This window comes from Spongiactinospora sp. TRM90649, assembly GCF_029382225.1.
In the GTDB taxonomy this organism is placed as follows: domain Bacteria; phylum Actinomycetota; class Actinomycetes; order Streptosporangiales; family Streptosporangiaceae; genus Spongiactinospora.
Map to the genome: position 1 here is coordinate 212,924 of NZ_JARLTC010000014.1, position 18,360 is coordinate 231,283.

General features: G+C 72.1%; 15 protein-coding genes. 3 read left to right on the top strand and 12 right to left on the bottom strand.

Annotated elements, in window-relative coordinates; translation table 11 throughout:
* Positions 1-145 precede the first annotated feature (145 nt).
* Complete coding sequence (locus P3X83_RS19675; protein WP_277306585.1) at positions 146-2,239, top strand: RNA degradosome polyphosphate kinase; 2,094 nt, start codon at positions 146-148, stop codon at positions 2,237-2,239.
* Positions 2,232-3,125, top strand: coding sequence for an NUDIX hydrolase (locus P3X83_RS19680; RefSeq protein ID WP_277306586.1), 894 nt, complete (start codon positions 2,232-2,234; stop codon positions 3,123-3,125). Before P3X83_RS19675 ends, P3X83_RS19680 begins: the two co-directional genes overlap by 8 nt.
* Before the next feature lie 10 nt (positions 3,126-3,135).
* On the opposite strand, the gene P3X83_RS19685 is transcribed toward P3X83_RS19680, so the two are convergent.
* Entirely contained in the window at positions 3,136-4,641 is a 1,506-nt protein-coding gene (locus tag P3X83_RS19685; RefSeq protein WP_277306587.1) for a CYTH and CHAD domain-containing protein, read from the bottom strand.
* Positions 4,642-4,716: 75 nt separating this feature from the next.
* A complete protein-coding gene (locus P3X83_RS19690; protein ID WP_277306588.1) occupies positions 4,717-5,502 on the bottom strand; it encodes a trans-aconitate 2-methyltransferase in 786 nt (261 codons plus the stop codon).
* Positions 5,503-5,558: 56 nt separating this feature from the next.
* On the opposite strand from P3X83_RS19690, the gene P3X83_RS19695 reads away from it, so the two are divergent.
* Entirely contained in the window at positions 5,559-6,062 is a 504-nt protein-coding gene (locus tag P3X83_RS19695) for a MarR family transcriptional regulator (RefSeq protein ID WP_277306589.1), read from the top strand.
* A gap of 4 nt (positions 6,063-6,066) precedes the next feature.
* Here the strand turns inward: P3X83_RS19695 and P3X83_RS19700 are convergent, their stop codons facing one another.
* The 10 genes from P3X83_RS19700 to P3X83_RS19745 all read right to left on the bottom strand — a co-directional run bounded on the left by P3X83_RS19700 (position 6,067) and on the right by P3X83_RS19745 (position 18,209).
* Positions 6,067-6,843: an arginase family protein gene (locus tag P3X83_RS19700; protein WP_277306590.1), complete on the bottom strand. Its 777-nt coding sequence runs from the start codon at positions 6,841-6,843 to the stop codon at positions 6,067-6,069.
* A gap of 75 nt (positions 6,844-6,918) precedes the next feature.
* On the bottom strand, positions 6,919-8,262 hold the full coding sequence (gene gdhA / locus P3X83_RS19705; protein ID WP_277306591.1) for an NADP-specific glutamate dehydrogenase: 1,344 nt from the start codon (positions 8,260-8,262) through the stop codon (positions 6,919-6,921).
* Between the two features lie 94 nt (positions 8,263-8,356).
* On the bottom strand, positions 8,357-9,325 hold the full coding sequence (locus P3X83_RS19710; RefSeq protein ID WP_277306592.1) for a zinc-binding dehydrogenase: 969 nt from the start codon (positions 9,323-9,325) through the stop codon (positions 8,357-8,359).
* Positions 9,319-10,503 (bottom strand): CoA transferase, encoded by a 1,185-nt coding sequence (locus P3X83_RS19715; RefSeq protein WP_277306593.1) that lies wholly within the window; start codon positions 10,501-10,503, stop codon positions 9,319-9,321. The genes P3X83_RS19710 and P3X83_RS19715 overlap by 7 nt, the downstream gene beginning before the upstream one ends.
* The gene (hutU, locus tag P3X83_RS19720) at positions 10,500-12,185 is read right to left on the bottom strand and encodes a urocanate hydratase (RefSeq protein ID WP_277306594.1); all 1,686 of its coding nucleotides are present in this window, start codon (positions 12,183-12,185) and stop codon (positions 10,500-10,502) included. The genes P3X83_RS19715 and hutU overlap by 4 nt, the downstream gene beginning before the upstream one ends.
* A gap of 50 nt (positions 12,186-12,235) precedes the next feature.
* A complete protein-coding gene (locus tag P3X83_RS19725; protein ID WP_277306595.1) occupies positions 12,236-13,099 on the bottom strand; it encodes an enoyl-CoA hydratase/isomerase family protein in 864 nt (287 codons plus the stop codon).
* An 11-nt stretch (positions 13,100-13,110) separates the two neighbouring features.
* Complete coding sequence (locus P3X83_RS19730) at positions 13,111-15,330, bottom strand: acetate--CoA ligase family protein (protein WP_277306596.1); 2,220 nt, start codon at positions 15,328-15,330, stop codon at positions 13,111-13,113.
* Positions 15,320-16,468, bottom strand: a complete 1,149-nt coding sequence (locus P3X83_RS19735) for an ABC transporter ATP-binding protein (protein WP_277306597.1) — start codon at positions 16,466-16,468, stop codon at positions 15,320-15,322. Before P3X83_RS19735 ends, P3X83_RS19730 begins: the two co-directional genes overlap by 11 nt.
* Positions 16,465-17,334: an ABC transporter permease gene (locus tag P3X83_RS19740; protein WP_277306598.1), complete on the bottom strand. Its 870-nt coding sequence runs from the start codon at positions 17,332-17,334 to the stop codon at positions 16,465-16,467. The genes P3X83_RS19735 and P3X83_RS19740 overlap by 4 nt, the downstream gene beginning before the upstream one ends.
* Positions 17,331-18,209, bottom strand: a complete 879-nt coding sequence (locus P3X83_RS19745; protein WP_277306599.1) for an ABC transporter permease — start codon at positions 18,207-18,209, stop codon at positions 17,331-17,333. The genes P3X83_RS19740 and P3X83_RS19745 overlap by 4 nt, the downstream gene beginning before the upstream one ends.
* Between the last annotated feature and the right edge of the window lie 151 nt (positions 18,210-18,360).

Here is an 18,360-nt window from a genome sequence, read left to right on the forward strand (position 1 = left end):
TCACCGCACCACCGGACCCAGGACACCGCCAACGGAGCAGGTTAAAGTGGAAGTGCAGGGGGAACGTAACGGGCACGCGCGACCGACAGCGCTCGTTGAACCAAAATTAACGTTCCGTTCAACAAGTTGAGCAATATTCGTTGATATGTCCGCCGAAATCGTGCAGCCATCGCCCGACGGGCAAGAGGACCCTCCACTCCCCCAGGAGCGCTTCCTCAACCGTGAGGAGTCCTGGCTCCAGTTCAACCAGCGGGTGCTGGAACTGGCAGAGGACGGCTCGCTTCCCCTCCTGGAGCGGGTCCGCTTCCTCGCCATCTTCGCCAGCAACCTCGATGAGTTCTTCCGTGTCCGGGTCGCCGGTCTCAAACGCCGGATGGCCACGGGCCTGCTGCTGCGCACCAAGAGCGGGCTGAAGCCGCGCGAGGAGCTGGCCAGGATCGGCGCGATCGCCGACGAACTGGCGCTGCGCCACGCGGCGTGCTTCCACACCCAGATCCGCCCCAGCCTCACCGCCGAGGGGATCGAGCTCGTCCGCTGGGACGATCTCGGCAGGGACGAGCGCACCGCCATGCGCAAGCTCTTCCGGGAGCGGATCCGCCCGGTGCTCACCCCGCTCGCCGTCGATCCCGCCCACCCGTTCCCCTACATCTCCGGGCTCTCGCTCAACCTGGCCGTCCTGGTCCGAAATCCGGCGGCCGGACCGAAGGTCTTCGCCCGGGTCAAGGTGCCGAGCCAGCTCCCCCGGTTCGTGGCGGCGTCCACGAACCGGTTCGTGCCGCTCGAAGACGTCATCGCCGCGCACCTGGGCCAGCTCTTCAAGGGCATGGAGATCCTCCAGCACCATGTCTTCCGGGTCACCCGCAACGAGGACCTGGAGGTGGACGAGGACGTCACCGAGAACCTGATGCAGGCCCTGGAGCGCGAGCTGCGCAACCGGCGCTTCGGGCCGGCCGTCCGGCTGGAGGTCGAGGAGAGCATCACCGACGAGGTGCTCGACCTGCTGGTGGACGAGCTCGACGTCGCCGACCACGAGATCTACCGGCTGCCCGGCCCGCTCGACCTCACCGGCCTGCACGCGATCGCGGACCTCGACCGGGGCGAGCTGAGCTTCCGGCCGTTCGTGCCCGCCGAGGCCGTCCACGCCGAGGACGACCTGTTCGCCGTGCTGCGCGAGCGCGACGTGCTGGTCCACCATCCCTACGACTCCTTCTCCACCAGCGTGCAGCGGTTCATCGAGGACGCCGCGAAAGACCCGAACGTGCTGGCCATCAAGCAGACGCTCTACCGGACCAGCGGCGACTCCCCCATCGTGGACGCGCTGATCGACGCCGCCGAGGCGGGCAAGCAGGTCGTCGTGGTGGTGGAGATCAAGGCCAGGTTCGACGAGCACGCCAACATCTCCTGGGCGCGCAAGCTGGAGCGGGCCGGGTGCCACGTGGTCTACGGCGTGGTCGGCCTGAAGACGCACTGCAAGCTGGCCCTCGCGGTGCGTCAGGAGCCCTCCGGCGAGCTGCGCCGCTACTGCCACATCGGCACCGGCAACTACAACCCCAAGACCGCCCGCCTGTACGAGGACTTCGGCCTGCTCACCTCCGACCCGCTGGTCGGCGAGGACGTCACCGACCTGTTCATCCACCTCACCGGCTACTCCCATCACTCCGCCTACCGGCGGCTGCTGGTGGCGCCGCACTCGATGCGCGGCGGGCTGGTGGCCAGGATCGAGCGCGAGATCTCACATCTGGAGGCGGGCCGTCCGGCGCGGATCCGGATCAAGAGCAACAGCCTGGTGGACGAAACGACGATCGACGCGCTGTACCGGGCCTCCCGGGCGGGCGTGCCGGTCGACCTGTGCGTGCGCGGGGTCTGCACGCTGCGGCCGGGCATCCCAGGCCTGTCGGAGAACATCCGGGTACGCAGCGTGCTCGGCCGCTTCCTGGAGCACTCCCGGATCTACGAGTTCGGCGCGGGCCGCCGTCCGGAGATCTGGATCGGCAGCGCCGACCTGATGCGCCGCAATCTCGACCGCCGGGTGGAGGCCCTGGTCAGGGTGACCAGCGCCAAGCACCGCGAATACCTCAGCGAGCTGCTCGACCTCTACATGTCCGAGAAGACGGGGAGCTGGTGGCTCAACTCCGACGGATCATGGGTCCGCCGACACCGCGACGACAACGGGGAACCGCTGCTCGACGTGCAGACCCACCTCATCGGTACCCGTCGGTGGAGGACGATAGATGACTGAGCCGGACGTCCACCCCACCGACATGATCAGGGCGGCGGGGGCGGTCGTGTGGCGGGGCGACGAGAGCGACCCCGAGGTCGTGCTCGTCCACCGTCCGCGCTACGACGACTGGTCGTTCCCCAAGGGCAAGCTCAAGGCGGGCGAGCACGTGATCGCGGGCGCGCTGCGCGAGGTGAGCGAGGAGACCGGTATCGACGCGGTGCTCGGCCGGGCGCTGCCGCCGATCCACTACCTGAAGAACGGCAGGCTCAAGCGGGTCGACTACTGGGCCGCCCAGGCGGACGGCGGGCCGGGCTTCGAGGTGACCGAAGAGGTCGACGCGATGGCCTGGCTCCGGGTCGAGGAGGCCCGGCGACGGCTCACCTACGAGTGGGACGCCGGGCTGCTGCGCGGCCTGCGGGCCGCGCCGCTCACCACCGTTCCGCTGATCTTCGTCCGGCACGCGCTGGCCGGATCCCGCCAGGAGTGGCCCGGCGACGACGACGAACGCCCGCTCGACGACGACGGCGTCGCGCAGGCGGCGGGTCTCGCCGAGGCCCTGACGGGGTTCCGGCCGGAGGTGCTGATCAGCTCGCCCAGCCGGCGCTGCGTGCAGACCCTCGAACCGTACGCGGAAAGGCACGGCCTGCCGATCCGGCAGGAGCCCGCGCTCGCCGAGACCGCCCATGACCCGGCGGGCGCGCTGCGGCTGGCGCTGGACGTACTCGACGCCGAGCGCCCCGCCGTGCTGTGCGGGCACGGCAAGACGCTGCCCGAGCTGATCACGGCGGTGTGGCGGCGACGGCACACCGCGCCCTCCCGCGACACGCATCTGCGCAAGGGCGCGTTCGCCGTGCTCCACCACTGTGCGGGCCAGATCGTGAGCCTGGAACGCTACAGCACGTGATCGGGGCCGCTCAGCGGCGGGCGTCGAAGAACGCGCGGGCGGAGGCCGTGGTCTCCGCCCACACGCCGGGGAACGCCGCGTGGGCGCGCTCGCCGGTGCCGCGTTCCAGGCCGGTCAGCACGCCGTAGGTGAAGGTGTCCTCACCGGCCTGGCGGGCGGTCTCGGCCTCGGCGGCCAGCAGTTCCTGGGTGACCACGCCGTCCTGGTAGGTGCCCAGGGTCTCCTGCACGGACTCGGCCAGCTTGGCCAGCTCGCGCATGCCGAGCACCTCGGCCGTGTAGCGGGCCCGCTTGGCGGCCTTGCGGACGTCGTGCATGGCGATCTCCCTGGCGGCCTCGGTCGGCTCGGCCTGGGCGACGTCGAAGGCGGTGGTCACCCGGTTCCACTCACGCTCGGCGACGGCGGCGAGCGGCGCGTCGGCGGGCCGGGCGGCGACCTTGGTCAGCGGCGGCGCGGCGAGCAGCGCGTCGAGGGAGTCGAGGAAGGCGAAGTAGCGCTCGCCGGACAGGGTCTCGCGGATCACCCCGTAGCCCTGCTGCTCTTTGGCCAGCAGGTCGTCGCCCAGCCGGGCGCGGATGGGGCCGACGACCAGTTCGGCGGGCAGGGCCGCGAAGTGGCGGGCGAACCTGGCCCTGATCACCTCCAGGTCGCGGACGACGCCCAGCTCGTTGCCGAGCCAGCGCAGCTCCTCCTGCAGCGCGGTCGTCTCCGGGGTCACGGCGACGATGCGCTTGAACGCCTTGAGCGCGCTGCGCGTCCGGCGGCAGGCGACGCGCATCTGGTGGACGGCGTCGTCCTCGGCGCGGCGGACCCGGGGGTCCTGCGCGAGCAGGGCGGCCACCTGGGCGGCCAGGTAGCGCAGCACGACCTCGCCCGCGGTGCCCTCGGCGGCGGCGAGCGCGGGCGGGGCCGTCACCCGCTGGGAAGCGCCGTTGAGCAGGCGGGACAGCTTGTTGGCGGACGCCGCGGGCGACGCGCCCGCCTTGCGCAGCCGCTTGCCGACCCGGCGCAGGAAGGCGGTGTCCGCGCCGATCAGCTCGGCCTCCACCTCGCGCCAGCGCTCGACGCGCGGCTCGTCGCCGAACACGGTGCCCTTGACACGGTCGTCGGCCAGCTCGACGGCGGTGTTGCCGTCGGCGTCCTTCAGCCAGGTGACGTTGCGGCGGGTGTCCAGCTCGGCCACCGGTACCAGGTCTCTGCCCCGGGTGTAGGCGAGGACGAGCGTGGCCAGCTCAGCGGGGACGATCTTGGTGCTGCGGGTCAGCGGGTGGGTGATCTCCTGCCGGACGCCCTTGGCCTTGGGCAGTTTCAGGTGCCAGCCCGGGTCGGCGCCGCCCCGGCGACGGCGCAGGGTGATGCCGCGCGCGGCCAGGCGCAGGTCGGCGGTGTCGAAGTAGATCGCGACGAGCTGGTGACTCTTCGGCCCGACCACCTCGGCGCAGCCGCGGACCCCTGCCAGCTCAGGGATCTCGTAGTCAACGGGAACATCGAACTTGTCTTCGATTTCGAGCGCCACGGCCAACCCCGCCTTATCATCAGGTAGCGAGTACGTTGCCATGATGCCACCGAAAGGTTAACAACTTTCGGGTCCTCATCCCGGGGGTCGCCGGGCCACCACGAACACCCTCCTGAACTCGAACGGCGTGCCGTATGACCTGCGCGGATACGCCGCGCCGAGCACCTTGCGGCAGTCCGCGGCGAACGCCTCCCGCTCCGGTCCCTCGCCGAGCCGCTCGAACAGCGGGCGCAGCGCGGTGCCGCTCACCCAGTTGAACGCCGCGTCCTCCCCCGGCAGCACGTGCACGTAGGTGGTCTCCCAGGCATCCACCCCGCAGCCGAGCCCGGCGAGCAGGTCGAGGTATTCCGACGGCGTGCCGACCGGGTCGTATCTGGCCAGGTCGCCCAGCCGGTCACGCCAGGCCGGGCTACGGCACAGCTCACGAACCGTGGCATGCGTCGGCGCCTCGAAGTTGCCCGGCACCTGGAAGGCGAGCCACCCGCCGGGGGCGAGCCCGTCCACCCAGCGCGGCAGCAGTTCGCGGTGCTCGGGCAGCCACTGCAGCACGGCGTTGGAGACCAGCACGTCCACCGGGCGTTCCGGACGCCACTCGCGCAGGTCGGCGACCTCGAAGGCGAGCCGCTCGGTGGCGTGGCCCGCCGCCTTCGCGATCATGGCGGGTGAAGAGTCGAAGCCGTGCACCCGCGCCTCGGGCCAGCGCCGGGCCAGTTCGGCGGTCATCTCGCCGGGCCCGCACCCGGCGTCCACGACATACTGGGGACGTGCGGCGCCGACCCGGCCGACGAGCTCGAAGAACGGCCGGGCGCGTTCGTCCGCGTAGCGGCGATAGACCTCGGGGTCCCACATATCTCTTGACATCAAGATAATTGATAGCGAACGAGATATCTCGATGTCAAGAGAGATAGAATCGCGCCATGACAGATGAGGTGGACGAGGTCGATCGGCTGGTCGCCGCGTGGCGGCAGGAACGGCCCGATCTCGACGTGGAGCCGCTGCGGGTGCTCAGCCGGATCTCGCGGCTCGCGCGCCACCTCGACCGGGCCCGCCGGGCGGCCTTCGCCGAGCACGGGCTCGAACCCTGGGAGTTCGACGTGCTGACCACGCTGCGGCGGGCCGGCGAGCCGTACGAGCTGAGCCCGGGAGCGCTGCTGCGCGCCACCCTGGTCACCTCCGGCACCATGACCAACCGCATCGACCGCCTAACCGCCGCCGGGCTCGTCCGCCGCCGCCCCGACCCCGAGGACCGCCGGGGCGTGCTGGTGTCGCTCACGCCGTCCGGCCAGGCCCGCGTCGACGCCGCGTTCGCCGACCTGCTGCGCCGCGAGCACGACCTGCTCGGCTCGATGCCGGGCGAGCAGCGCGACGCCCTCGCCGCACTGCTGCGCACCCTGCTGGCCCCGTTCGACGCCACTCCCTGACCGGTCAGGCTCCCCCGGCCCGCAGGGCGGCCAGGGCCCCGGCGATCAGCTCCCGGCGCACCTCGTCGGCCTCGGGGTGCCCCGGATCCCAGGTGCAGGCCACGTTGAGCGCGGCCACCCGCCCGGTGGCGAAGACGGTCTCCGCCGCGCGGAGCAGGGCGGCGGGGGCCGGCCCACCGGCCGCCGGATAGCGCAGGCCCGGCAGCTCCGCCGGATCGACGATGTCGAGGTCGAAGTTCACCAGCAGCGGCCCGGCGGGCAGCGTCTCCTCCGAGACCTCGCCGAGCGCCAGCCGCCGCACCGCGGACGAGGCCAGGTAGTCGGCCTCCGCCTGGTCGAGGTCGCGGGCGTCCACGAGCACCACCCGGTCCTCCGCCGGCGGGCTCAGCCCCAGCGGCCCGGCGATCAGGTCGGACCGGTACCCGCCGAGCAGGCGCAGCGCCATCCCGCCGAGGTAGCCCGAGGTGGTGGTCTCCAGCGTCTGCAGGTCGCCGTGCGCGTCGAACCAGACGATCGCCGGGTCGATCCCGGCCCGCTGCAGGCCCGCGGCCATCCCGATGGAGATCGTGCAGTCCCCGGACACGACCGTGGCCACCGTCCCGCTCCGCGCCTCTTCCTCGACGACCCGGGCGACCGCCTCGTACAGCCCCGCCAGGCGCGCCCATACGTCCTCGCGCGGCAGCTCCACGACCGGCTCGGTGGCCTCGATCCCGGCGGGCAGCGGGAGGTCGAGGGCGGCTAAGTGCTCATCCAGGTGATACGGCAGATAAATGATCGGCACGACAGCACGCTAGCCCGGCGGCACCCGTGGCGGCGCGGATCGGCTCCGCGGAGCCGGGCCGCCCGGATCAGGGGATCAAATGAGGCCGAGGGCGAGCATCGCGTCGGCGACGCGGCGGAAGCCGTCGATGTTGGCGCCGGCGACGTAGTTGCCCGGCATGCCGTACTCGTCGGCGGTCTCCAGGCAGCGGCCGTGGATGTCCTTCATGATCTCGTGCAGCCGCTGCTCGGAGAACTCGAAGGTCCAGGAGTCGCGGCTGGCGTTCTGCTGCATCTCCAGGGCGCTGGTGGCGACGCCGCCCGCGTTGGCCGCCTTGCCGGGGCCGAACGCGACGCCCGCGTCCAGGAAGACCTTGATGGCCTCCGGGGTGGTCGGCATGTTGGCGCCCTCGCCGATCGCGATGCACCCGTTGCGCACCAGCTCGGCGGCGTCGCGCCCGCTGATCTCGTTCTGGGTGGCCGACGGCATGGCCACCTCGCACGGCACCTCCCACACGCTGCGGCCGGGCACGAAGCCGACGTGCTCGCCGCGCCGGGCCGCGTAGGCGTCGAGCCGCCCGCGCTCGACCTCCTTGATCTGCTTGAGCAGGTCGAGGTCGATGCCCTTCTCGTCAAGCACGTAGCCGGAGGAGTCGGAGCAGGCCACCACCACGCCGCCGAGCTGGGTGACCTTCTCGATGGTGTAGAGGGCCACGTTGCCGGAGCCGGAGACCACGACGCGCCTGCCGTCGAAGGAGGTGCCGCGCGCCCGCAGCATCTCGTCCACGAAGAACGCGCAGCCGTAGCCGGTGGCCTCGCGGCGCACCTGGGCGCCGCCGTACACCAGGCCCTTGCCGGTGATCACGCCGGACTCGTAGCGGTTGGTGATCCGCTTGTACTGGCCGAACAGGTAGCCGACCTCCCGGCCGCCCACGCCGATGTCACCCGCCGGCACGTCGGTGTACTCGCCGATGTGCCGGTACAGCTCGGTCATGAAGCTCTGGCAGAAGCGCATGACCTCATGGTCGGAGCGCCCCTTGGGGTCGAAGTCGGAGCCGCCCTTGCCGCCGCCGATGGGCAGCCCGGTCAGGCTGTTCTTGAAGATCTGCTCGAACCCCAGGAACTTGACTATGCCCAGGTAGACCGACGGGTGGAAGCGCAGCCCGCCCTTGTACGGCCCGAGCGCGCTGTTGAACTCCACCCGGAAGCCGCGGTTGATCTGCACTTCGCCCTGGTCGTCCATCCACGGGACGCGGAAGATGATCTGCCGCTCGGGCTCGCAGATCCGCTCAATGATCTTGGATTCGGCGTACTCGGGGTGCTTGCCGAGGACCGGGCCGACGCTTTCCAGAACCTCACGCACCGCCTGGTGGAACTCGATCTCTCCAGGATTGCGGCGCAGGACGTTGTCGTAGATCGGCGACAGTCTCTCATGCAACACGGGTTCTCCTTGCTCACTCGTACGCGCGTCCTCACTGTACGGGGCGTTACGTGGTGAGTCGGCCCCTGGCATACCCGTACTCATCCTGGCGTGTTCAGGGGATGAGCACGATCTTGCCCACCATCTCGCCCGCCAGCATGGCCGCGAGCCCGTCGGCGGCCTTGGCCAGCGGCAGCGTGCGGTCGATCGCCGGGCGCAGGCCGGTGTGGACCAGCAGGGCCATCAGGTCCTCCAGCTCACGCCGGGTGCCCATGGTCGAGCCCACGACCTCCAGTTGCAGGAAGAACAGCCGGTTCAGGTCGGCGGGCGGCGCCGCGCCGCTGGTCGCGCCGGAGACCACCAGCCGCCCACCGGGACGCAGCGCCTTCATCGAGTGCGCCCAGGTCGCCTCGCCGACGGTCTCCACGACCGCGTCCACGCGTTCCGGCAGCCGCGCGCCCGGCTCGAACGCCCGGTGCGCGCCCAGCCGCAGCGCCGCCGCGCGCTTGGCCTCGGTGCGCGCGGTGGCCCACACCCGCAGGCCCGCCGCGCGTCCCAGCGCGATGGCGGCGGACGCCACGCCTCCGGACGCGCCCTGCACCAGCACGGTCTGGCCGGGGCGCGCCTCCGCCTTGGTGAAGAGCATCCGGTAGGCGGTGAGCCACGCCGTCGGCAGGCAGGCGGCGTCCTCGAAGGACAGCTCCGGGGGCTTGCGCACCACGTTGCGTGCGGGCACGCTCACGTACCGCGCGAGCGTGCCCTGGTGCTTCTCGCTCAGCAGCGAACGGGCCGGGTCGAGGGTCTCGTCACCGCTCCAGCCGGGGCTCGCGACGACCGCGTGCACGACGACCTCCTCGCCGGTCCGGGTGTCCACCCCCGCCGCGTCGCAGCCGAGGATCATCGGGAAGCGGTCGGCGGCGATGCCGACGCCGCGCAGCGTCCACAGGTCGTGGTGGTTGAGCCCGGCGGCCCTCACCTCGACCGTGGTCCACCCTTCCGCGGGCACGGGATCGGGGCGTTCGCCCACCTCCAGCGCCGACAGCGGGTCGTTCGGGGCGGGGGCGGTCGCGTAGACGGCTAGCAAAGGTCACTCCGGAGTTCGGTCGTCGATTCCTGGGTACGGCCGGCGTCGCCCGCGGCGGCGCCGATGATCTCCTTGGTGTGCTGCCCGATCGACGGCGGCCCCGAGGAGAACGCGGTGTCGATCACCGGCAGCGGCGAGCCCGGCACGAACACCTCGCCGCTGCCGTCCTCCAGGGGGATGGACCGGACCATCCGGCGGTGCAGCACGTGAGGGTCGGCCGCCACCCGGTCCACGCTGAAGATCGGGCTGCACGGCACGCCGACCTCGCCCATCCGCTCGGCGACCTCGGCCACCGGGCGCGCGCGGGTCCACCGCTCGATGAGGAGGTCCAGCTCGGCGCGGTGCTCCAGCCTGCTGTCCGCGGCCGGGCCGGTGAAGTAGGGCAGCAGCTCCGGCGCCTCCACCACCCCGGCCAGCGCCGTCCACATCCGCGTGGTCATCGGCGCCAGGTAGATGTGGCCGTCGGACGCGGTGTAGGTCCCGGCGTAGGACCGCCGCACCTTGCTGCCGACCCGCATCGGGCTCACGCCGAGCTGGAGCACCTCGGCCAGGCACGGGCCGAGCAGCGAGACCATGCCGTCCAGCATGCTCAGGTCGGTGAACGAGCCCTCGCCGCTCGCCTGCCTGCGGCTGAGCCCGAACATCACCGCGAGGGCGGCGTAGAGGCCGGTGACGTGGTCGGGCACGAACAGCCCGGCCTGCATCGGCGTGCCATCGGGCTCCCCGGTCAGGTGCACCAGGCCCGACATCGCCTGGATGATGCCGTCGAACGCCGGCCGCCTGGCGTACGGGCTGTCGTTGCCGAAGCCACTGGCGTGCACGTAGACCAGCGCCGGATTGATCTCCCTGGCCCGCTCGTAGCCGAAGCCGAGGCGCTCGGGGATGCCGACGGCGTAGTTGGTGACCAGCACGTCGGCGGTGCGCAGCAGCTCGACCAGGGCCTCCTGCGCCTCGCCGGACTTCAGGTCCAGCATCACGCTGCGCTTGTTGCGGTTCAGCGCGTGGAAGTAGACGTCGTTGTACGACAGGGTGATCGTGCTGCGGCTGGCGTCGCCCTCCGGCGGCTCCACCTTGATCACGTCGGCGCCCTGGTCGGCCAGGATCTGGCTGCAGAACGGCCCGGCGATGTAGTGGCCGAACTCCAGGACGCGGATGCCGGAAAGCGGTGCCACGCTCACGGGGTCCCCTTCCCGGCCTCTACCGACAGGCTCGGCGTCCAGATGCCCTGCTCTGCGGCGAACTCGACGGCGCGCGGGTATCCGGCGTCGGCATGGCGCACCACGCCGCTGCCCGGGTCGTTGGTCATCACCCGGTCCACGCGCAGCGCGGCCAGCGGGGTGCCGTCGGCGATCACCACCATGCCGGTGTGGACCGACCGGCCGATCCCGGTGCCGCCGCCGTGCTGCACGCCGACCCACGTCGCGCCGCTGGACGCGTTGAGCAGCGCGTTGAGCACCGGCCAGTCGGCGATGGCGTCGCTGCCGTCGAGCATGCCCTCGGTCTCCCGGTAGGGGGAGGCGACCGAGCCCGAGTCCAGGTGCTCGCGGCCGATCGCGACCGGCGCGCGCACCTTGCCGTCGCGGACCAGGTCGTTGATGACCTTGCCCGCGCGGGCGCGCTCGCCGTAGCCGAGCATGCAGGTGCGCGCGGGCAGGCCCTGCACGCGGACGTGGCGGGCGGCCAGCCGCAGCCACCGGGTGACCGACTGGTTGTCGGCGAACTCCTCCAGCATCGCGGCGTCGATGACGGCGATGTCGGCCGGGTCGCCGGACAGCGCGATCCACCGGCAGTGGCCCTTGGCCTCGCAGAACAGCGGGCGGATGTAGGCGGCGATGAAGCCGGGGAAGTCGAAGGCCCGCTTGAACCCGCCGAGGTCGGCCTCCACGCGGATGCCGTTGCCGTACTCGAAGACCTCCGTGCCCCGGTCGTGCAGCGCGGACAGCGCCCTGACGTGGTCGGCCATGCTCGCGCGGGCGCGCAGCACGTAGGTCCTCGGGTCGTTGGCGCGCAGGTCGGCGGTCTCCCGCTCGGAAAGGCCAGGGACGGCGTACAGCAGCGGGTCGTGCGCCGAGGTCTGGTCGGTGGCGATGTCCACGGGGACGTCGCGAGAGACGATCTCGGGCAGCACCTCGGCGGCGTTGGCCCGCAGCCCGATGGACAGGGCCCGCCGCTGGTCCTTGGCCGCCAGCGCGACGGCGAGCGCGTGGTCGAGGTCGTCGGCCTGGGCGTCCAGGTAGCCCAGCCGCATCCGCCGGTCGATCTTGGCCTGGTCGACCTCCAGGCACAGGACCACCCCGCCGTTCATGGTGATCGCCAGCGGCTGCGCGCCGCCCATGCCGCCGAGGCCCGCCGTGACCGTCAGGGTGCCCGCCAGCGTTCCTCCGAAGCGCCGGTCGGCCACGGCCGCGAACGTCTCGAACGTGCTCTGCAGGATGCCCTGCGACCCGATGTAGGCCCACGAACCGGCCGTCATCTGGCCGAACATCGTCAGCCCCGCGTCCTCCAGCCGGCGGAACTCCTCCAGCGTGGCCCACTCCGGCACGATCATCGCGTTGGAGATGAGCACCCGGGGCGCCCACTCGTGCGTGCGGAACACCGCCACCGCACGGCCCGACTGCACCAGCATGGTCTCGTCGTCGGCCAGCCGTCGCAGCGTCGCCACGATCGCGTCGAAGTCCCGCCAGGACCGCGCCGCACGGCCGTTGCCCCCGTAGACGACGAGGTCCTCAGGACGCTCGGCGACATCGGGGTCCAGGTTGTTCATGAGCATCCGCAGGGCCGCCTCCTGCGCCCAGCCCCGGCAGGTCAGGTCACCGCCGTGCGGCGCCCGGACCGTCCGTGCTCCCGCCGTTCCCGCCATCCGCTTTCCTCCGTTCATGTGTGAGCCGCCGGTCATGTGTGAGCCGCCGGCTATTCGCTGGGCTTCGCGGACTTCGGGCCGAACGGCTCCGGCAGGAACGGCTCGTCGCGGGCCCTCAGGAACGCCTTGAGCCCGCCCTCGGCCTTGGCCTCGTTCAGCCGTTCGCGGTCCGGGCCGTAGGAGGAGTGCGCCATCGCGTTCAGCGCGCCGTTCAGCAGCAGGCCGCTGTCCAGGCCGGACGCGCGCAGGCCCAGCATGGTGATGGCCTTGTTCAGCCGCACCGACGAGGCGGGCACCAGCGCGATGCGCCGGGCCAGCCGCCGCGCGGCGGGCAGCAGGTCCTCCGGCGCGACGACCTCGTTGACCACGCCGATGCGCAGCGCCTCGGTCGCGTCGAAGTGGTCGCCGGTCAGGGCGTAGCGGTTGGCGTTCTTCCAGCCGCACAGCGCGGCGAACAGGAAGATGGAGCTGGAGGTCATCCGCACCTCCGGCTGGGCGAACACCGCGTCGCTGGAGGCGATGGTGATGTCGCAGGCCAGGCTGTACCAGAACCCGCCGCCCATGCACCAGCCGTTGACCGCCGCGATCACCGGCTTGGACAGGCTCCAGATCTCCCGCAGGTGGTCCATTTCCGCCTGGTTGCGTTCGTACCAGGTGGAGATGACCTCCGACGGGTAGCGAGCGGCCGGGTCGGAGGAGCCCTCGACGGCCGACATGTCGTAGCCGGAGCAGAACGCCCGGCCCCGGCCGGTCAGGATGATCGCGCGCACCTCCGGGTCGGCTCCGGCGCGGCGCAGGGCGTCGTGCAGCTCCCGCTCCAGGTCGGCCGACAGGGCGTTCATGACCTCGGGCCGGTTCAGGGTGACGGTGGCGACCGCGTCGTCCACCTCGTACAGGATCGTTGCGTAGTCCACGGCGGGTCTTCCTATTCCTGGTCGGCGGGTGTCTGGGAGTCGGGGACACGGGGTCCGGCCGCCGCGACGATCCGGAGGTCGAGCACCCGCACGCCCTGCCCCCGTGGCAGTACGGCGACCGGGTTCAGGTCGATCTCCACCTCGGCCACGCGCAGGTCGGCGGCCAGCCGCGCGACCCGCTGGACGAGGCCGGCGAAGGCTTCGGCGTCGGCGGGCGGGGCGCCCCGGTAACCGGCGAACAGGCGGGCCAGGGGTGTGCCGGCCACCATCCGGCGGACCTCTTCCGATGAGACCGGCAGCAGCGAGAGCGCCGGGTCGGGCTGCAGCTCGACCAGCGTGCCGCCCGCCCCGAGCGCCAGCACCTGGCCGAACACCGGGTCGAGCCCGCAGCCGACGAACGCCTCGACGCCGCCGGTGACCATCTCCTCCAGCACGACCTGCGGCGCGGCCTCGCCGAGGTGACCCGCCACCGAGGAGGTCACGGCCTCGTACGCCTCGCGCACCCGCTCGGGCGTGGCCAGGCCGACGGCGACACCGCCGACGTCGCTCTTGTGCACCACCTTCGGCGAGGCGGTCTTGAGCACGACGGGGAAGCCGATCGACTCGGCCGCCGCGACCGCGCCGGCGGCGGTGTCGGCGGCGATCCGGCGGGGCAGCGGCAGGTCGTACCGCTCGGCCAGCTCGGCCAGCACGTCGTGGGAGACCTGCCCGGACGGCGAGGCGGAAAGGGCACGGCGCACGGCGGACAGCGACTCCGGCCGCGCCTCGTGCGCCTCGGCCGTACCGGGTGCCCGCCCGCGCCCGGCGGTGACGGCGGCGACGGCCGCCATCCCGGCGCGGGTGCCGTGCACTACCGGGATGTCCGAGCCGGCCAGCGCCCGCTCGGTGAACGGGTGCAGCCCGCCGCCGTAGTTGGACAGCACCATGACCGGCGTGCCGGAGCCCTCCCGGACGCCGGGCAGGGTCGCCAGCAGGCGGCCGTAGGAGCCGGCCAGCCGCTCGCCCAGCGACGGCGGCGCGTCCAGGACGACGGCCAGCAGGTCCACCGCCCGGTCACCGGCCACGGCGGCGGCGAGCCGTCCGAACCGCTCGGGGTCGCCGACCAACTGGCCGGTGCCGTCCAGCGGGTTGGCGATCGTGGCGAACTCCGGCAGGATCCGCGCCAGCTCCTCGCGGGTGCCCGGCGACAGCTCGGCCAGCCGTACCGCGCCGCCGTCCCGGTGGGCGCCGAAGTCGGCGGCGACGTCGGCGATCAGCCCGATCTCGCCGCCGGACAGGCCGAGGAACGCCACGCGGTCCCCGGCCGGGGCGGTGCGTATGGTCGAGAGCGCGACCAGTGCCTCGGTCAGCTCGTCGTAGTCGGTGACCGTCACGATCCCGGCCCTGCGGCAGAACGCCTCGTAGGCCCGCGCGTCCCCGGCGATCGCGCCGGTGTGCGAGGCGACGTTGCGCGCGCCCAGCTCGGTCCGGCCGACCTTCAGGGCCACCACCGCGACGCCGTTGTCGTGGCCTTTGCGGACCGCGGCCAGCACGCCCTCGGCGTCGCTCAGGCCCTCCACCACGACGCCGACCGCGCGGGTGGCGGGGTCCTGCACGAAGTGGTCGAGGTAGTCGGCCAGCCCGGTCACGGTCCCGTTGCCGCTGGAGACCACGTAGGAGAACCGGAGCCGCCCGGAACCGGCCAGCAGGATGCACCCCGACCCGGACTGCGACACCACCGCGACCGGGCCGGGACGCAGGTCCGTGCCGAAGTCGGCGGCGGTCAGCCACAGGTCGCGGCCGGGGTTGAACAGGCCCAGGCAGTTCGGGCCGACCACGCTCATGCCGTGGCGGGCGGCCGACTCGCGCAGGCGGGCGGCCCGCGCCGCGCCGTCGGCGGTCTCCTCGAACCCCGAGGCGTAGACGACCGCGCCACGGCAGCCCTTCCGCCCGGCCTGCTCGACCAGCTCGGGCACGGTCTCGCCCGGCGTGCAGAGCAGTGCCACGGTCGGGATCTCCGGCACGTCGGCAAGCGTCCGGTAGACCGGGACGCCCTCGACGTCCTCGCCGCTGCGGTGCACGCCGTACACCGTGCCGCCGAAGCCGGACCGCTGGAGGTTGGCGAGGATGCGCATGCCGGTGGAGCCGGGGCGGGCCGACAGTCCGACGATCACGATGCTCTTCGGGTTCAGCAGATCCGCGAGCGCGGGCTGACGATATGTTCGGTCAGGGCCAATAGGTTCAGTGCTCATGCGGCACCGCCACCACCTGGGTCGTGTCGAGGTACGCGGTCAGCTCGCCGCCGTGCCGGATCGAGTCGCGGGCGTCGTGGGGCAGGACGGCGCGCAGCCGCACGCCGTCGGCGGTGCGGACGGTGACCCGCACCGCGTTGCCCAGGTACAGGTCGTCGAGCACGTGCAGTTCCAGCCGGGCCGGGGCCGGCCCGGCGGGGGTCAGGCCCAGCGCCTCCTCAGGAATGCTCAGCCCGACCCGCTCGGCCGGCTCCAGCGGCTGCCCGCAGGCGACCTCCAGCTCGCACCCGGCGAAGCCGACGCGCGCCCGCTCCCCGGTGACCCCGGCCATGGTGGCCTCGGCCACGTTGTGCCCGCCGAAGAAGCTCGCCACGAACCCGTTGCGCGGCCGGGTGTACAGCTCCTCGGCGGTGCCCATGGCGTCGATCCGCCCGTCGTGCATGATGACGATCCAGTCCGAGAGGGTCAGCGCCTCCTCACGGTCGTGCGTCACGTAGACGGTCGTCGCCGCCGCCTCGTGGTGCAGCCGCCGCAGCTCCACCGCCATGCGCATGCGCAGTTCGCGGTCCAGCGCGCCGAGCGGCTCGTCCATCAGCAGCAGTTGCGGCCGGAAGGCCAGCGCGCGGGCGACGGCCACCCGCTGCTGCTGCCCGCCGGACAGCTCGCGCGGCAGCCGGGCGCCGAGCGCGCCCAGACCGACCAGTTCCAGCATCTCGGCCACCCGCCGGTCGCGGTCCGGCTTCGGCCAGCGGCGCATCTTCAGGCCGTAGGCGATGTTGTCCGCGGCCGTCATGTGCGGGAACAGCGCGTAGTTCTGGAACACCATGCCGATCTCGCGCGACGCCGGGGGCACCCGGGTCACGTCGCGGCCGTCGATGAGCACCTCGCCCTGGTCAGGGGAGAGGAACCCCGCGACGACGCGCAGGATCGTGGTCTTCCCCGAGCCGCTGGGCCCCAGCACGGTGACGAAGTTGCCCCGGTCGGCGACCAGGTCGATGCCGCGCAGCGCCTCGGTCCCGCCGAAGCGCTTGACCAGCCCGCGCAGCTCCAGCCCGGCCGGCGCGGACGGCGGTGCCGGCGGTGCCGGGGCGTCGGCCACGACCTCCTGCCGCGGCTTCTTCCGTGCCCTGACGTTCAAGTCTTCCTCCGGAGCATGAATGCGAGCGCGCCGACGACACCGGTGCCCAGCATGAGCAGGGTCGCGATCGCGGTGATGTTGGGATCCAGTCCCGTCTTGACGTTGTCGAAGATGGCCTTGGGCAGCGTCACGGTCCCCGGGCCGCCGAGGAAGTTGATGAGCACCGCCTCGTCGAAGCTGCTGATGAACGCGAAGATGTAGGCCGCGCCGATGGCGGGCAGCAGCAGCCGCAGGGTGATCCCGGTCATGGCCCGCACCCGGGACGCGCCGAGGGTCATCGCGACCAGCTCGATCTCGGCGGGCAGCCGGGCCATCGCCGAACCGACGATCAGCAGCACGAACGGCAGGCCGTGCACCGCGTACGTCACCACCAGCGCGGCCAGGCTGCTGGTGAGCCGGAACTGCACGAACAGCGTGTAGAGCGCCACGGCGTAGGCGACGCCCGGGATCACCAGCGGGCTCAGCCCCATCGCCTGGAACAGGCCCTTCAGCCGCAGCCGGGACCGGTACAGCGCGAACACCGCCGGGATGCCGATCAGCAGCGAGAGCGCCGCCGAGACGGTGGCCAGCTTGAACGACAGCGTCATCGCGTCGATCCAGGTGTCCGACCCGAAGAACGACCGGTACTGGCGCAGGCCCCACTCCTGGGGCGGGAACTGCAGCACCTCGGCGTTGGAGAACGACAGCACCACGACGCACACGATGGGCACGCCCAGGAACAGCACCGCGAGCGTGCGCACCACCAGGTCGGTCGTCTTCGCGCCGCGCATCGCGATCCGGCGGGCCACCGTGTCCGGCACGGTCCGTGGACCGTTCCCCGGCGCGGCGGGCGGCGGCAGAGTGGGTGGAAGGGTGTCGGTCGTCATCCCAGCGCCCTCCGCATCCGCTCCTTGCCGACCAGGCGCAGCCCGGCCAGGATGACCAGGCCCGCGACGATCAGCAGCAGCACCGAGGACACCGCCGCCTGCTGCGGCTGGAACAGGTTGAAGATGTCGTCGGCGATCAGGCTCGCGGAGAACGGCGCCGTGGCCCCGCCGAGCAGGACCGGCGTCAGGTAGTAGCCGATGCAGATCACGTAGACGATCACCGTCGAGGCCATCAGGCCGGGCAGCGCCAGCGGCACCACCACGTCGCGCAGCGCCCGGACCCGCGAGGCGCCCATGCTCTCGGCCGCCAGCACCAGGTTCAGGTCGATGGTGACGTAGACCGCGAGCAGCGGCAGCACCGCGTACGGCAGCATCTGGTAGGTCATGCCGGCCACCACCGCGAACGTGGTGTTCAGCATCTGGATCGGCTCGTCGATCAGCCCGAGCGAGGTCAGCGTGCCGTTGACCACGCCGAAGCGCTCCAGCAGCACGGTGAAGGCGTAGATCTTCATCACCGCGCCCATCCACAGCGGCAGGAACACGGCCAGCGCGATCACCACGCGGGTCAGCCGGCTCCTGGTGGTGCGCAGCGACCAGGCGAGCACGGCGCCGATCACCACCACGATCGCGGTGACGATCAGCGAGGTGACACAGGTCACCCACAGCGTGCGCCGCGCCGCCGGGCTGGCGAAGAAGTCGCCGACGTTGCCGAACCCGTTGGGCGCGCCGAACGCGGTCCGCAGCAGTTCGACGAAGGGGTAGACGATCAGCACGCCGGCCACGAGGAGGAACGGCGCGATCAGCCATAGCCCGGTCATGCCGGAGAAGGTGGACTGCCATCCCTTCACGCGCGTCCGGCGCCTCTTCAGAAACATGTGCTCATCTCCTGGTGCGTCTCCGTCTCATGGGGGGTCGGGGGGGGGGGGGGGGGGGGGGGGGGGGGGGGGGGGGCGGGGCCCCGCCCCCCCCCCCGCGACCGGTTGGTTCGCGAACGGTTGGTCCGTGATCTGCTGTCAAGCCGGTCTT

Bases quoted from the DNA above. Each gene is read 5' to 3' on its own strand.
- P3X83_RS19690 (WP_277306588.1), bottom strand. From the start codon at position 5,502: ATGTCAAGAGATATGTGGGACCCCGAGGTCTATCGCCGCTACGCGGAC.
- hutU (WP_277306594.1), bottom strand. From the start codon at position 12,185: ATGGCGGGAACGGCGGGAGCACGGACGGTCCGGGCGCCGCACGGCGGT.
- P3X83_RS19745 (WP_277306599.1), bottom strand. From the start codon at position 18,209: ATGTTTCTGAAGAGGCGCCGGACGCGCGTGAAGGGATGGCAGTCCACC.
- P3X83_RS19730 (WP_277306596.1), bottom strand. From the start codon at position 15,330: ATGAGCACTGAACCTATTGGCCCTGACCGAACATATCGTCAGCCCGCG.
- P3X83_RS19695 (WP_277306589.1), top strand. From the start codon at position 5,559: ATGACAGATGAGGTGGACGAGGTCGATCGGCTGGTCGCCGCGTGGCGG.
- P3X83_RS19675 (WP_277306585.1), top strand. From the start codon at position 146: ATGTCCGCCGAAATCGTGCAGCCATCGCCCGACGGGCAAGAGGACCCT.
- P3X83_RS19740 (WP_277306598.1), bottom strand. From the start codon at position 17,334: ATGACGACCGACACCCTTCCACCCACTCTGCCGCCGCCCGCCGCGCCG.
- P3X83_RS19680 (WP_277306586.1), top strand. From the start codon at position 2,232: ATGACTGAGCCGGACGTCCACCCCACCGACATGATCAGGGCGGCGGGG.